Consider the following 15,588-nt stretch of genomic DNA (forward strand, 5'->3'; position numbering starts at 1 on the left):
TTGCAGCAGATGTTTGAAAGTCATCAAACATCTGCTAAATCTTTAATTTTGATTTAAATGTACTTCTCGTTGAGGATAAGGAACTTTTATTGCATGCTCTACAAACTTTTTCTTAACATCTTCAGTTACGCTGTAATAAACGTCCCAATAATCGGAAGTTTTACACCATGGGCGAACTTCAAAGTTAACGCTACTGTCCGCTAATTTACTAACAAGAATATCCGGTTTAGGTTCACCAATAATTTTGGAATTTTTATATAATGCTTCGATTATAATTTTACGTATATTGTCAATATCTTCTTTATATCCAACACCAAATACTAAATCGACTCTTCTAATTTCTTTGCCGGAATAATTTACAATGTTATCAGCCGTCAGTTTTGCATTAGGAACAAAAATCTGTTTGTTATCGAGTGATAATAATGTTGTAACAAAAATGCCTATTTCTTCAACAATACCTTGATTTCCTCCGCCTTCAATGTAATCTCCGACTTTAATTGGTCTGAATATAATTAACATAACTCCGGAAGCAAAATTGGAAAGTGAACCTTGCAAAGCTAAGCCTACTGCCAAACCTGCCGCACCAAGAACTGCAATAAAAGAAGTTGTCTCAACTCCTGCTTGACTTATAGCGGCGATTACAACAAAAGTAATTAATGTAAATCGCACCAAAGATGTTAAAAACTTAACTAATGTAGGATCAGTATTCTTTTTGATAAGATGTTTACTGATATTAGCGGCAATTAACTTTGCTAACCATAAACCAATAATCAGTATCAATACGGAACCTAAAATTTTTAGTCCGTAAATTGTAATATAATTCTGCAATGTTAATAAATAATTATCCATGGGGGAATTCCTTATATGTTTATTAATGAAAAGATTGTTTAAGTTAAAAATTAAGTTATTTAATTGTAAATTACAGAGTTAACATTAATATATAAAAATTATGATTTTTTAACACAATTAATTTTAAAAATCTTATTAAAAAGGGAATTCTTCTTTTAAATCGATTTTTTCATTAATTTTCTCTGTTTTTGGCTTTTGTGCGGTTTGATGGATTGAATTGCCTTCAACGTAAATTGATTTATATGGTTTAGTAGGACACGCATGTTCGCATGCTCCGCATCCAATACATATTTCTTCTTTAAGAAACGGTGCCTTTAATTTAACCGTTTTATCAAAAATCATTTCGACTGCTTTAGTTGGACAATGTTCGGCACAAGCGCCGCAATCTGTTTTTTGAGAATATACAACACAGTTTTCCTTAACAAATTTAGCTTTCCCTAATTGAATTAATTGTTTTTTCTCTAAATTCTGAGGAATTATTGCGCCGGTTGGACAAACTTCCGAACATATAACGCAGTCATAATTGCAATAACTCTTTAAATAATCCATTCGTGGCTGAAAAATTCCTAGCAAACCGTATTCTAAAAATGAAGGCTGTAAAACTTGTGTCGGGCAACTTGCAACACATAAACTGCAAGCGGTGCATTTATCAATGAAATTCTCTACTGAAATTGAGCCCGGTGGAGATATAGGAGTTTTTCTTATTACCGGAATTTTACTGTCTTTATAAACCTCTATTTTTTTTTGAGCTTTTAAAATTAAATTAGAGCCAAATATAAAAATTCCAATATTTATTAAAAAATTCCTGCGTGACGAATTTCTACTTAGTTTGTTTATTTTTTTTGATTTTAAAGAATATCTCGGTACATAACTAATTCCGATTGACGGACAAACATCAAAGCAATTAAAACAACCTACGCATCTGGTGAAATCTACTTTTTGAGACTCGGATTCAATGCAGTTCGCTTTGCATACGGTTTCACAATCTCCGCATGAAATACAATTTTGCTCAATAACGGCAATTTTATAAATAGAAAATTTTGATAAAATTCCTAGAAAAGTTCCAATCGGGCAAACCGGTATTTGATAATATTCTTCCAAAATTACTGTACGGATCAAGTAAAGAGATAAAAATAGAAATTCCAAATAAAAAGGAAAATATTGTAATAATTAAAAATGCATATCTGGTTTTTTCAAAAGAAATTGAAAATTTATTTTTGATTCGTTTTTTTCTATCTCTTAAATAAATTATTATATCTTGCAAAATACCAAGAGGACAAACAACAGAGCAGTAAACTCTTCCCAAAAATAAAGTAAGAATTATTATGATGAAAAATCCAAATACTGTAAATGAAAATGTCGCGAGAAAATCTTTAAGTGAAGGAATAAATTGCAAGAAAATGGGATATTTAGCAAAAGCTGACTGAATTGAAAATGATAAGTCGAAAAATAAAATCAGAAATGAAATAAAAAATATTAACGAAATTATTACTCTGATCTTTTTGAGGATTTGAAGATTCATATCAAAGTATAATTCTGTTTATTTTTAGCTTTGACAAATCCATTGTTCCAATTTTCATATCATTAGCAATTTTTATGTAACCAATTTCACTTGGTTCTTTTCCAAATAATTTAGCCGCAGCTGAATCAGCCGCAACAATATCCGTAGATATTATTTGAGATTTTAAAGTTAATACGTCTTCATTGGAAACACCTCGGGGACCATTTCTTTTCATCACAAAATATGCGTCAACAATATTCAAATCGGGTTTTCTGTAACTCGCGTAGTCCGCAATGCATTGGTGCAAATCGTTTCTATGCCAAAAACCCCTATCCCAAACGTTCCCCATTAAATTTTTCATAGAAATTGTTAGCTCCGCACTTGAATGATTTTTTAAGATTGGTACATTTATAAAAACGTCAGAATCCAAAATAAGTTCGTGTTCTGTTGTAGAAGTTAAATTTTTACCGGATTTTAAATCAACTTTTTGATAATAACTTTCACTGTTGCCGGTAACAACTTTGGCTCCCGCATCTTTTGCGGCTTTTTCAATACCACTGTTAGAATAACATTTATTCCAATTGTCACAAGTATGATCAAAAACATAAACATCTTTTGCACCCGCGTCAAAACATCGCTTAACAATTTGAGAAATTAATTTTGGATTTGTATTAGCACCTCTTTCTGGAATAGTATCCCAGCCGATATTTGGTTTTATAACAACTTTTTGATTTTTTTTAACAAACTTATTCATTCCGCCTAAAGATTTAATTGCCTCATCAAACATTGCGTCAGGCTCACCTCCTTTGATGGCAACTAAATCAAATAATTCGGAATTAGGACTTTTACTTTTCGCGAAAACATTTAATTTGTCACCAAATGAAAAATATGTGCAAGCAGCAATTCCCGCATAGGAACTTTTTCTAAAAAATTCTCTCCTATTCATAAATTTCTCCAATGTTTAAAATTGAGACAATGCTATCTCTTTTATTTTACGAAAAATATAAATATATTATAATTAGTTCAAGAAAAACAATAGGTATTATTATGGAAGCAGTTTTAGGTAAACTCGGTGGTAAAGAAATCGTAAAAAATTCAGCATTCGATGTATTTGCCGTTGCATTTGTTTATTTTGTCCCGGCACTTTCACATTTAACTTCGTTGCCTATTTATTTAATTGAACCGATGCGTTTGATGTTAATATTGGCAATTGCGCATACATCAAAGAGGAATGCGTATATTGTTGCGGCAACGTTACCTATTTTTTCTTTTGTCGTTTCGGCACATCCTTATCTGATAAAAACATTTTTAATTACAGGTGAATTATTATTGAATGTTTGGCTGTATTTTTTCTTTGTCGAAAAATTCAAAAATAAATTTTCCTCGATGATCTTAAGCGTCGGATTGAGCAAAATGGCTTATTATGCGGTTAAATTTGGATTGCTAAGCTTGCTGATTATTGATGGAAGTTTAATTTCAACACCAATTTACATTCAAATTATAACAACCGTTTTGTTTAGCGGATATATTTTTATGATGAAAAAATAATACACTTAAAAATGTATTAATAATAATTTAATGTCATCACAAAATTAATTATTAAAACAAAATTTTTAATTGTTATATAAGTGAATATCCCTTTGCGGAAAAGGAATTTCAATTCCATTTGCATCAAATTTTAATTTTATTGTTTCAGTAACTTCGGAAATAACAGTCCAATAATCTTCAGTTTTACACCATGGTCTTACCGAAATATTGACACTGCTATCCGCCAATGCTCTAACAAAAATATCCGGAGCCGGTTCTTTTAATACTTTCGAATTATTATCTAAAACTTCTTTAATAATATTTTTTGCTTTTTCAATATTGGATTTATAACCAATTCCAAAGATCATATCCACTCTTCTGGTTTCATTAAAAGTGAAATTAGTAATATTATCCGAAGTTAATTTTGAATTTGGAATAAATAATAATTTGTTATCTATTGAAGTTAATTTAGTAACGAAAATTCCAATTTCCTTAACAACACCTTCACCGCCGCCGCCTTGAATATAATCGCCGACTTTAATAGGACGAAAAATAATTAGCATTATTCCTGAAGCTAAATTTGAAAGAGAACCTTGCAGCGCTAAACCAATAGCCAGACCCGCAGCTCCAAGTACGGCAACCAAAGATGTTGTTTCAACGCCTAATTTATTAACCGCGGCAATAACAACAATAATTATTAAAACAATTCTTACCAATGAAGTAAAGAATTTTACCAAAGTGAGATCAACATTTGACCTTAAAATAAATTTATTGAATATTTTTGAAATTAATTTTGCTAACCAGAGTCCAATTACTAAAATTAAAATCGCGCTTAATACATTAAAACCATAATCAACAACATAGTTTTCGAGAATAGTTAAAATATGTTTCATAATTATTTAATTTGATTATTGAATAATTCAAAGATAGTAAACGATATTAATAATTGTAAGGTAAGAATTAAGAGAATATTCCGGAAATTTTTTCACCGCAATTCTTACATTTTCCATTTTGCATATTTATTCCCAAAACTTCGTGCCAATCGCGTTTAATAATAGGTTCTTTGCATTTTGGGCAGTATGTGGTTTGTCCTTCTGTATTATGTACGTTGCCAACGTAACAATAATTTATTCCTTCAGCGCTTGCAATTTTTCTTGCTTTATCCAAAGTTGAAAAAGGAGTTTTTGATTTATTCCTCATTTTAAAATCGGGATGAAATGCGGTAAAATGTAGAGGAACATCAACACCCAAATTTTTAACTATCCAACTGCATAAATTTTTAATTTCTTCATCGGAATCATTTTCATTTGGAATTAATAGAGTTGTAATTTCAAGCCAGATATTTGTGTCATGCTTTATCCAAAGAAGAGTTTCCAAAATATCATTTAAATGAGAAAAAGTTAATTTATGATAAAATGTTTCAGAAAATGACTTTAGATCGACGTTTGCCGCGTCAATAAATTGATATACTTCCTTTCTGGCTTCTTTATCTATGTAACCCGCTGTAACCATTACGGATTTTATATTTTCTTCGCGAGCAATTTTTGAAATATCGATAACGTATTCTCCGAAAATAGTCGGATCATTATATGTAAAAGCAATTGACGGAGTTTTATATTTTTTTGCAATCTCTATAATCTGTTCGGGTGTTGCAACAAGCGAATTTATATCATCTAATTTTGATTTGCTGATTGTCCAGTTTTGACAAAACTTGCAGCCCAAATTACATCCAGCGGTTCCAAAACTTAATATTTGTGTTCCCGGTAAAAAATGTGAAAGCGGTTTTTTCTCAATAGGATCAACGCCAAAACCTGAAGGTCTTCCATAACCAATAGAATAAAGCTTATTATCTATATTTTCCCTAATATAGCAAAATCCTTTTTGTCCATTAGCAATTGTACAATAGCGCGGACACAATGTACAAAGAATTTTCCCGTTTCTTTGAAGTTCCCACCATTTTGCTAATTTGTATTCCATTTTACTTTCTTAAAATTATGCATAAGAAATTTGTATCCAGTTTGTTCTAGTATTATCGGTAATTGGAGCACCGGCAGTAAAAAGAATCAAATCGCCTTCTTTGCAATAATTGTTTTTCTTTAAGTGATTTTTTGCCGCTTCTAAATATTTTTCCTTATCATAAAGATCTTCCAAGTAAAACGGTGTAATCCCTCTGTATAAGTTTAAAATATTTAAAGTTTCAAATGAATCGGAAAAAGCAAAAATTGGCGCCATTGGTCTGAACTTTGCCATTGTTCTTGCTTTTCTTCCAAAATGAGTAAAGACAACTATAGCCGCAACATTTACTTGATTCGCAATTTCGGCAAAACTTTTACCTGTTGCGTCAAAAATATTATCCACTTGATTTGAAGGAATTTCATATTTCACTTTTGTTTGAAATTGAATTTGAGGTTCTGTACAAGAAAGTATGCTTTTCATTGTTTTGATGGTGGTTAAAGGATATTTTCCCGCGGCAGTTTCACCGCTTAACATTACAACTTCGGTTCCGTCTAAAACAGCATTCGCAACGTCGGAAGCTTCCGCGCGCGTCGGAATTGGATTATTCATCATTGATTCCAACATTTGTGTAGCCGTTATTACAAGTTTGCCAACCGAGTTGCATCTTTGTATAATATTTTTTTGAATTATTGGAACTAATTGTGGAGCTAATTCAACACCAAGATCGCCGCGTGCAATCATTATTCCATCGGCGACTTTTAATATTTCTTCAAAATTATCAACTGCCTCCGGCTTTTCAATTTTTGCAATTATTGGTTTGTCATATCCTTTATCTTTCATCCATTTTTTTAATTCAATAATATCATTCTGGTGACGAACAAAAGATAAAGCCACATAATCTACTCTTTCTTTAAAAGCAAATTCCATATTTTCTTTATCACGTTCAGTTACAGAAGGTTCGCTAAGTGTCATTCCTGGAAAATTCATTCCCTTTTTTGGTTTTAAAATTCCGCCTACAATAATTTTGCAAATTAGAGATTTTTCTTTTAATTCAATTACTTCAAGCCGAATTAATCCGTCGTCAATTAAAATTGATTCTCCTATTTTTGCATCAATTACTAAAGACTTGTAAGATGTTGAAATTATTTTTTCGTTACCCATAATTTCTTCAGTAGTAATTTCAATTATTCCACCGCCGATTAAAGTAATAAAATCTTTTTCTAATTTTCCGACTCTAATTTTTGGACCTTGAAGATCTTGCACAATTGTGATTGGCAATTTTTTCTTCTCACAGACATTATAAATTCGTTTAAAAAGTTTGGTAAAATATTCTTTGTCGCCATGAGAAAAATTTAATCTAAAAGCGTTAACACCTTCATCAACTAGCGATAATAAATTTTCTTCGGAATCGGAAGAAGGTCCAATCGTTGCAAGTATTTTAGTTTTTACAATATTTTGATTCACTTGTTACCTTTAATTTTAGATGTCTTTTGATCATGCAATTGATTATTCTGCTTGTTATTATTTGTTTGCGGTTTTGCTCTGTGTTTCATTTCAATTAAACATTTTTCAACTTTTCCGTAAACTGTATTTGGCTGAAATTTACCATTCTTCAATTGCTTTCCGGCTTTTACTCCGGTAAGTAATTCTATTGCCTCTTCAACTGTTTGAATGGAATAAATCGAAAAATTTTTATTTTTAACTTCATCAATAATTTCATCCTTCAGCATTAGATCATTTACGTTTTGATGAGGAATAATTACTCCGTGAGATTTATCAAACCCTCGTGATTTGCATACGTCAAAAAATCCTTCAATTTTTTCATTAACTCCTCCAATAGGCTGGATATCTCCTTTTTGGTTAATTGAACCTGTTATTGCAAAATTTTGCTTAATGGGGATTTCCGCAATGCTGGAAAGAAGGGCGCAGACTTCTGTAACTGATGCACTATCTCCGTCAATCATTCCATAACCTTGTTCAAAAACTAAACTTGCCGTAAATGATAACGGAATTCTTTTACCGAATTTTTCCCTAAAATATCCCGTAATGATCAAAACGCCTTTGTTATGCGAACTTCCGCTTAATCCGGCTTCTCTTTCTACGTTAATTATATTTCCGTTTCCTAACCCTACCGAAGCGGTGATTCTGGTTGGTTTTCCAAATGAATAATAACTGCCGCCGTAAACGGCAAGTCCATTTATTTGTCCCACTCTCGCTCCTTCCGTATCAATTAACATTGTTTTTCTATCAATCATTTCTTTCATTTTGGAATCATACATTGCATGCCTTTCTATCGCCGAATCATACGCCTTTTGAACATGAATTGATGTAACGATTTTCTCGCCAACATCTTTAGCCCAAAAATTTGATTCTCTTGCCAAATCCGCAATGTAAGCAAATCTTGTAGTTAATTTTGTTTGATCTCCGGCATATCTGGCACCGTATTCAATAATTTTACCGATTGCTGATTTATCGAATTCTAATAATTTTTCTTGTGTGACAAGTTTTTTTATCACTTTTGCGTATTCAATCAGAGCGCTTTCGGTACGATTCATTTCATAATCGAATTCGGCTTTAATTTTAAATATCTTATTAAAGTCATCTTCATAATTTGAAAGCAGTGAGTAAGAATAATTATTCCCAATCATTATAACTTTGCAATTTATCTCAATAGGTTCTGGATTAAGAGTGCTTGATGTAATTTGATAAACATTAGACAAATCTTGAATTTCTAATTTACTGTAAAGTAAAACACGTTTTAACGATTTCCAGACTCCCGGTTCTTGAATTGCATCTATTGCATTTATAACCAGGTATCCGCCGTTTGCTTTTAATATTGAGCCTGCTTTAATATTTGTAAAATCAGACTGCCAAACGCCTGAACCGTCGTTTATTCTTTCAATTGCGCCAAATAAGTTGGCATAGGTTGGAGAAGTTTCAATAATTACAGGAACATCTTTCACATTGGAATTATCTAAAATTAAATTTACTTGATAAGCGAGAAGATCTTCCGCATTTACAGTATCATCTTTACTTTTTTGATTTGCCGGGATTTTAAAAAATTCCAAATTTTCCAAAACATTTTCAGTGACTTTTGCAAAATATTTTATTGCTTTTTTTGTTTTATATATTTCTCGTAATTCGTCGAAAGTTGCAGTTATTAAATTTTTAACGGCATTTGATTCCAATTCATTAAGCTGAAATTGAAAATTCTGGGTTAACTTTAAACTTTCCTTGAAAACAATATATAATTCATCTTGGTGTTCGGTATATTTTTTAACAATTTTTTCGGCGTCTTTCTCGGTTATTTTATTTGCTTGAACTAACTCGTGTAACTGTTGAACATAAACCGGCTGATTTTCAATAACCGCGAATATTTCAGGTCGAGTTACTTCTTCAACTTTAATTTGACCAAGTGTTAAATTGTCTTTTCTTAATTTTTTTTCGAATTCACTAACTAATGATTGTTGAGATTTACCATAATCGGTAGCTAATTTCTTACGTTCGGATAAAAAAGGTTCCCGTTCCAAAATTTGAGGTATATTATCATGAAGAAGTTTAATTGATTTTTTCATATCATTCTTAAAGCTTCTTCCTTGTCCGGCAGGAAAAATTAATAACGTCGGATGATCGGAATCTCTAAAGTTATTTACATAAACATAGTCATTTAGTTTAATATTATTTTTCGGCAGAAATCCTTTTAAGAGATTTTTAATTGTTGTCTGTTTACCCGTTCCTGAAAGTCCTGTAATAAAAATATTATAACCCGGTCCGACAATATCGATGCCGATTTTTATTGCTTTTATGGCTCTTGTTTGTCCAACAATTCCTTCAATTGGAGCAATGCTGTCGGTAGTATCAAATTTAAAGCAATTTGGGTCACAAGCTAATTTTAACTGTTCCGGTTTAAGCGGTTGATATTTTGGCGCTTTATGAAGTGTCATTTTATAACCATTAATATTTGAGGAATTTATTAATAAAATATAACCAAAAACTTTGTTTCAATTTATAGTAAATTTACTTAACTAATTTTTTTATAAATCAATTCCCGCGTTTCTTTGTGAGGAAGGGTAATTTCTATTTAAACAATATGAATGAAAATTTTTTGTCCGAAATATCCGAAATAAATTTTTTTAAGAATTTCAATTCTGAAATTAACAGGAAAAAAGAAAATCAAAATTTTATTTACACCACACAATTATCCGGTTCAGCAAAATCAATAGCGATTTCTTTGCTAAGCAAAAAGGAAAATCAAATTCTTGTCCTTTTGCCTTCAAGACAAATTGTAAACGAAGTAAATGTTGAGTTAACAATATTAGGTCTTTCTGAAAAAGTTATTTCAATAGATGAAATAGAAAAAGAAACAATTCAAGAAAAACTGACCGCGATAAAGAATAAAAACACTTTCATTATTATCTCCACTTACGATATTCTAAAAATTAAACTTCCGTCTAAAGAAACAATAGAAAAAAGTACGACAAAAATCGAAATAGGTTCTGATATTACTTATGAAGAATTGATCGAGTACTTGAATTCAATAAATTATAATAATGAAAAAGCGGTGGTTGATCCCGGAAGTTTTTCTGTGAGAGGTTCAATTATCGACTTTTGGTCATTCAGCGAAGAGCATCCATGCCGACTTGAATACGACGGAGATTTTTTAGAATCAATTAGATTATTTGATCCGGAAAGTCAGCGCTCCTCCAATAAAATTGATAGTATAACTTTAGCGTCCTTTTTGGATGAACACTTAACAAACTATACAGATAATATTTTCAATTACCTTAATTCTCCTATTGTGTTCGCAAATAATTACTATTTGGAAAACATTGATAATAAGAATAAGGAAAATAAACTTAATAATAATTTGTACGAAGAAGAACTTGATGATGAGTTAAAATCCGAGCTTCTGGAAAATAATACAACTCAAATTGTAAAAAATGAAATTATTTATAATGAGCAAACGTCATTAGAAAAATTATTAAACGAAAATGCTTTTTGGATAATTGAAGATATTTTTGGCAAACGTGATGGAAATTTTTCACTAAATATAAAGTCCGCACCGGTCATTAATTCCAATTTTACATTATTATTTAAAACTCTGCAAGATTTTGCCGATCAGAATTTTAAAATATTTATAACGGCGGAAAATGAAATTCAAGGCAGAAGATTATTTGAGCTTTTATCAAGTTTTAATGAAGAGCTGAAACATTTGCTGGAATTAGGAACCGTAAAAATAAAAGTCCTTGCAATTAAAGAAGGATTTTTAATTTCAGATGAAAAAATATTAATTCTTACGGATTATGAAACTTTCAATAAGCCTTACCGAACAAAGATATCAAAGAAACAAATAATTAAACGATCTCGCGTTAAAGAATTTGCTTCATTAAAAATAGGTGATTTTATTGTTCACGAAAATTTTGGCATTGGAAAATACGTAGGATTAGAAACCATAAAAATAGGAATGGTTGAACAGGAAACGATAAAAATTTTATATGCCGAAGGTGGTGTAGTTTATTTAAATATGAATTATTTGTCACTCATAAAAAAATATTCTTCCGGTGATAAAATTCCACCCAAACTTACAACGCTTGGAAGCGGCGAATGGCGCACAACAAAAAAGAAAGTTAAAACAAAAATTAAAGAAGCCGCTAGAGATTTAATTAAACTTTACGCTCAAAGAAAAGCCGCTCAAGGATTTGCATTTTCTGGAGATACCGTTTGGCAAAAAGAATTAGAAGCTTCTTTTTTATATGAACCTACTCCGGATCAAATAAAAGTAACCGACGAAGTAAAATCTGATATGGAGCAGGAAAGCCCAATGGATAGACTTGTCTGTGGTGATGTTGGTTTTGGAAAGACCGAAGTTGCTATTCGTGCTGCATTTAAAGCAGTTAGTGATGGCAAGCAGGTTGGAATGTTGGTTCCTACAACAATTTTAGCCGAGCAGCATTACAATACTTTTAAAGATCGCTTATCTCAATTTCCTGTAAAGGTTTCCGTTCTTTCAAGGTTTTCAAGCAAATCTAAACAGACAGAAATTATTAAAGAACTTACTGAAGGAAAAGTAGATATTGTTATTGGTACACATCGACTGCTTTCAAAGGATATTAAATTTAATAACTTAGGATTGTTGATAATTGACGAAGAACATAGATTTGGTGTGATGGCTAAAGAAAAATTAAGACAAATCAGAGTGAATGTTGATACACTTACTTTAACAGCTACACCAATTCCAAGAACTTTAAACTTATCATTGCTTGGCGCGCGAGATTTATCAATAATCGCGACGCCTCCGCCAAACCGTCAGCCGATTTATACTAAAGTTGAAACATTTGATATAGTAAAAATAAGAGAATGGATTTTAGATGAATTAAAAAGAAAAGGGCAAGTTTATTTTGTGCACGATAGAGTTCAATCAATTGAAAAAATAGCTCTTTATTTGCATAAACATATTCCGCACATAAAAATTTTGGTTGCTCATGGTCAATTAAAACCTGCACAGCTTGAAAATGTAATTTATAGTTTTATGAACAAAGAAGCCGATGTTCTGATATCTACAAAAATTATTGAAAGCGGTTTGGATATTCCAAACGTAAATACAATCATTATTAATCGAGCTGATAGATTCGGTTTGGCTGAGCTTCATCAATTAAGAGGAAGAGTCGGAAGATCGGATAGACAGGCTTACAGCTTTTTCCTTGTTCCATCATTAAATACGTTAAATCAAAAAGCAGTAAGAAGACTTCAGGCAATTGAAGAATCTACTGAACTTGGCGGCGGTTTTAATTTAGCTATGCGTGATTTGGAAATTAGAGGAGCGGGAAATTTATTAGGTACGGAACAATCCGGTACTATTGATACGGTTGGATTTGATATGTATGTTAAATTGCTTGATGAAGCGGTCGCGGAACTTAAAGAAAATGAATTTAAAGATGTATTTAAAAATCTGCCGAAACATCAGCAAAGATCTGAACCTACAATCGATACATATTTTGAAATTGGAATTCCCAAATCTTTTATGCCGGATCAATCAGATAGATTAAGTTTTTATCAAGCGTTATTTTCAATGATAAAAATTGATGAGCTGGATGAAATAAAAGACGAGCTTCAAGATAAATTTGGAAAATTTCCAGTTATTGTAGAAAGATTAATTTTGACCGCAATTTTAAGATTTTATGTCTCTTTCTCTCAATTTGAAAGAATTGTAATTACTAGAAAAAAAATAACTTTAATTTTACCGAAAGGAGATAAAGAAGAATTTTACAGAGACAGATTCTCAATATTAATGCAGCTTATTGTTGCAGAATATTCAAAAACAATTAAATTTGTTCAAGATAAAGATGTTATGAAATTAGAATCTGAAAATAATTTTAATACACCCGAAGAAGTATTAAACTCAGTAATTAGCTTTTTTAAAAAGCTGATACTTGTATTCAAAATTGATATATTTTAGATTATGGAACTTCAAAAAGTCAACTTCGTCTTAATGTAAAATACCAAAACTATTATGAATGAGAACAAAAACAATAACGAAAGAAAACTTTATGAAACTTTAAGAAATGATATTTCTGAAGGCGGTTTTAGTACAAACATTTCTAAAGATTTTGGCGAATTAAAAGAGTTTTTTCTTACCGATGGACGAAAAACCCAACTTGCGGGAATGGGAAAAATAAAACGGTTTTTTTATATGTTCTGGTGGATTCTTAAAGAACTTTTATTGAAGTTAAATCCAACAAGAAGGCTGCTTTTAGTAATTGGTTTCTTTTTTCTGGTTTCTGCAGGAAGATTTGGACTTAATGGAAATAATTTAAATTTTTCATATGACACTAGTGTTTTGGGAGGACTTGTAATTTTATTTATTCTTATGCTAGAACTGAAAGATAAACTTTTGGCCAAAGATGAACTTAACGCCGGTAAATCCGTTCAAGTTGCATTAATGTCAGATAAAAATCCAAAAGCAAACGGGTGGCAAATTTGGCTGTTTACTGAACCGGCAAATGAAGTTGGTGGAGACCTTGTTGATTTTGTAAAGACAGGGGAAAATAAATTTGGAATTACACTTGCGGATGTTTCGGGTAAAGGACTTGCGGCTGCGCTTTTAATGTCTAAACTCCAAACAATAATTAGAGCTTTTGCTCCCGATGCGGCAGACCTTGCAGAATTCGGAGAAAAGATAAATAAAGTATTTCATAAAGATATTCTGCCGAATAGTTTTGCGTCAATGGTTTATTGTTCAATAGAAGAAAATATAAATAAATTGGAAATATTTAATGCGGGTCATTTGCCGCCGGTAATTTTAAAGAAAGATGAAATTGAAATATTGCCAAAGGGCAATGTAGCATTGGGTTTATCAAGTTCGGCAAAATTTACCACACAAAATATTATTTTAGAAACAGGAAATTGTTTGGTTATATTTTCTGATGGAGTTACAGAAGCAAAAGATTCAAACGGAACTTTCTATGGAACCGAGAGAATTTATCAATTATTAAAAATATCCAGTCATATGTCACCTCAGCAAATTGGCGAAAGATTATTGAACAGCGTAAGAGCATTTATAGGAAAAGAAAAAAAACACGATGATCTTTCTATTGTAATATTAAAGAAGGAATAAATTTATTTTCCAATTGAATTGTAAAATTATTTTAGATAAATATTAGAAATCATAAAATTCTATATTTTTGTTATAATCTTTTAATTCTCGAGTAAAATTAAATAGGGTAAATTATGCAGACAATAATAGGCGCAAATGGTTCTGTAGGTAAAGTACTTGCAAAGGAGTTAAAAAACTATACAAATGAAATTAAACTCGTAAGCAGAAATCCGAAAAAAATAAACGATTCTGATATTCTAATGAAGGCTGATTTACTTAATCCGGTATTGCTTGATGAAGCTGTAAAAGGTTCTGAAGTTGTTTATGTGACGATTGCTTTTGAATATAAAATTTCTGTCTGGAAAGAAAATTGGCCTAAATTTATGCTTAATTTAATTGAGTCGTGTAAAAAACATAATTCAAAAATTGTATTCATAGACAATATTTATATGTATGATCCGAAACATTTATCAAATATGACCGAAGAAACACCGATAAACCCAATCTCTGAAAAAGGAAAAGTACGTGCCCGAATTTCAAAAATGCTTTTGGATGCTATCGATAAAAATGAGGTTACTGGGATAATTGCAAGATCGGCAGATTTTTATGGACCGAATGTTGAGAACAGTGCGTTAACATTGACGGTTTATAATAATCTATTGAAAAATAAAAATCCACAATGGATTGGGAAATTGGATGTAATTCATAGTTTTACCAATATAATTGATATAGGTAAATCAGCCGCTATTCTTGGAAATACTAAAGACGCATTCAATCAGATTTGGCATTTGCCAACTACTGAAGAAAAACTTACATCTCGAAAATGGATTGAAATTTATATGCAAGAAATGCAAATGAAAAAAAATATTAATGCAATTCCTGCATGGGCAATTGGACCGCTTGGTATATTTATACCAATTCTAAAAGAATTAAAAGAAATGGCATACCAATACGAAATGGATTATTTTTTCAACAGTACCAAATTTAATAAACAATTTAACTACAAACCTAAAACTCCACTTGCAGGAATAAAAGAAATTATTGGAACAAAGTAAATTTGAAAGAAAAACCTTATATGCTGAAAAAATAATTTATTTAATAGGACAATTAATCTTGTTTTAATAAATATAAATTGTTAGGTTTTTAACAGCACTTCTAAAAC

The 15,588-nt window shown here is 31.0% G+C and carries 12 protein-coding genes; 4 read left to right on the plus strand and 8 right to left on the minus strand.

The window, feature by feature from the left end:
* Positions 1–42 precede the first annotated feature (42 nt).
* The 4 genes from IPK06_01265 to IPK06_01280 all read right to left on the minus strand — a co-directional run bounded on the left by IPK06_01265 (position 43) and on the right by IPK06_01280 (position 3,296).
* Complete coding sequence (locus IPK06_01265) at positions 43–849, minus strand: mechanosensitive ion channel (GenBank protein MBK7978645.1); 807 nt, start codon at positions 847–849, stop codon at positions 43–45.
* Between the two features lie 135 nt (positions 850–984).
* Complete coding sequence (locus tag IPK06_01270; GenBank protein ID MBK7978646.1) at positions 985–1,950, minus strand: 4Fe-4S binding protein; 966 nt, start codon at positions 1,948–1,950, stop codon at positions 985–987.
* Positions 1,874–2,371: a 4Fe-4S binding protein gene (locus tag IPK06_01275; GenBank protein MBK7978647.1), complete on the minus strand. Its 498-nt coding sequence runs from the start codon at positions 2,369–2,371 to the stop codon at positions 1,874–1,876. The genes IPK06_01270 and IPK06_01275 overlap by 77 nt, the downstream gene beginning before the upstream one ends.
* A 1-nt stretch (position 2,372) precedes the next feature.
* Positions 2,373–3,296, minus strand: coding sequence for a DUF362 domain-containing protein (locus IPK06_01280; GenBank protein ID MBK7978648.1), 924 nt, complete (start codon positions 3,294–3,296; stop codon positions 2,373–2,375).
* A gap of 101 nt (positions 3,297–3,397) precedes the next feature.
* On the opposite strand from IPK06_01280, the gene IPK06_01285 reads away from it, so the two are divergent.
* Entirely contained in the window at positions 3,398–3,898 is a 501-nt protein-coding gene (locus tag IPK06_01285) for a hypothetical protein (protein ID MBK7978649.1), read from the plus strand.
* 65 nt (positions 3,899–3,963) lie between these two features.
* On the opposite strand, the gene IPK06_01290 is transcribed toward IPK06_01285, so the two are convergent.
* From IPK06_01290 to IPK06_01305, 4 genes are all read right to left on the minus strand, one after another.
* A complete protein-coding gene (locus IPK06_01290; protein MBK7978650.1) occupies positions 3,964–4,770 on the minus strand; it encodes a mechanosensitive ion channel in 807 nt (268 codons plus the stop codon).
* A gap of 67 nt (positions 4,771–4,837) precedes the next feature.
* Positions 4,838–5,854 carry an AmmeMemoRadiSam system radical SAM enzyme gene (amrS, locus tag IPK06_01295; protein ID MBK7978651.1) on the minus strand — a complete coding sequence of 339 codons (1,017 nt, stop codon included), beginning with the start codon at positions 5,852–5,854 and terminating at the stop codon, positions 4,838–4,840.
* A 15-nt stretch (positions 5,855–5,869) separates the two neighbouring features.
* Positions 5,870–7,297 (minus strand): pyruvate kinase, encoded by a 1,428-nt coding sequence (gene pyk, locus IPK06_01300; protein MBK7978652.1) that lies wholly within the window; start codon positions 7,295–7,297, stop codon positions 5,870–5,872.
* Positions 7,294–9,777 (minus strand): AAA family ATPase, encoded by a 2,484-nt coding sequence (locus IPK06_01305; protein ID MBK7978653.1) that lies wholly within the window; start codon positions 9,775–9,777, stop codon positions 7,294–7,296. The genes pyk and IPK06_01305 overlap by 4 nt, the downstream gene beginning before the upstream one ends.
* Positions 9,778–9,923: 146 nt before the next feature.
* On the opposite strand from IPK06_01305, the gene mfd reads away from it, so the two are divergent.
* From mfd to IPK06_01320, 3 genes are all read left to right on the plus strand, one after another.
* Positions 9,924–13,289, plus strand: a complete 3,366-nt coding sequence (gene mfd, locus IPK06_01310; protein MBK7978654.1) for a transcription-repair coupling factor — start codon at positions 9,924–9,926, stop codon at positions 13,287–13,289.
* A gap of 54 nt (positions 13,290–13,343) precedes the next feature.
* Positions 13,344–14,447 (plus strand): serine/threonine-protein phosphatase, encoded by a 1,104-nt coding sequence (locus IPK06_01315; protein MBK7978655.1) that lies wholly within the window; start codon positions 13,344–13,346, stop codon positions 14,445–14,447.
* A gap of 113 nt (positions 14,448–14,560) precedes the next feature.
* Positions 14,561–15,481, plus strand: a complete 921-nt coding sequence (locus tag IPK06_01320; protein ID MBK7978656.1) for an NAD-dependent epimerase/dehydratase family protein — start codon at positions 14,561–14,563, stop codon at positions 15,479–15,481.
* Positions 15,482–15,588: the final 107 nt, after the last annotated feature.

Source organism: Ignavibacteriota bacterium (assembly GCA_016713565.1).
Classification (GTDB): Bacteria; Bacteroidota; Ignavibacteria; order Ignavibacteriales; family Melioribacteraceae.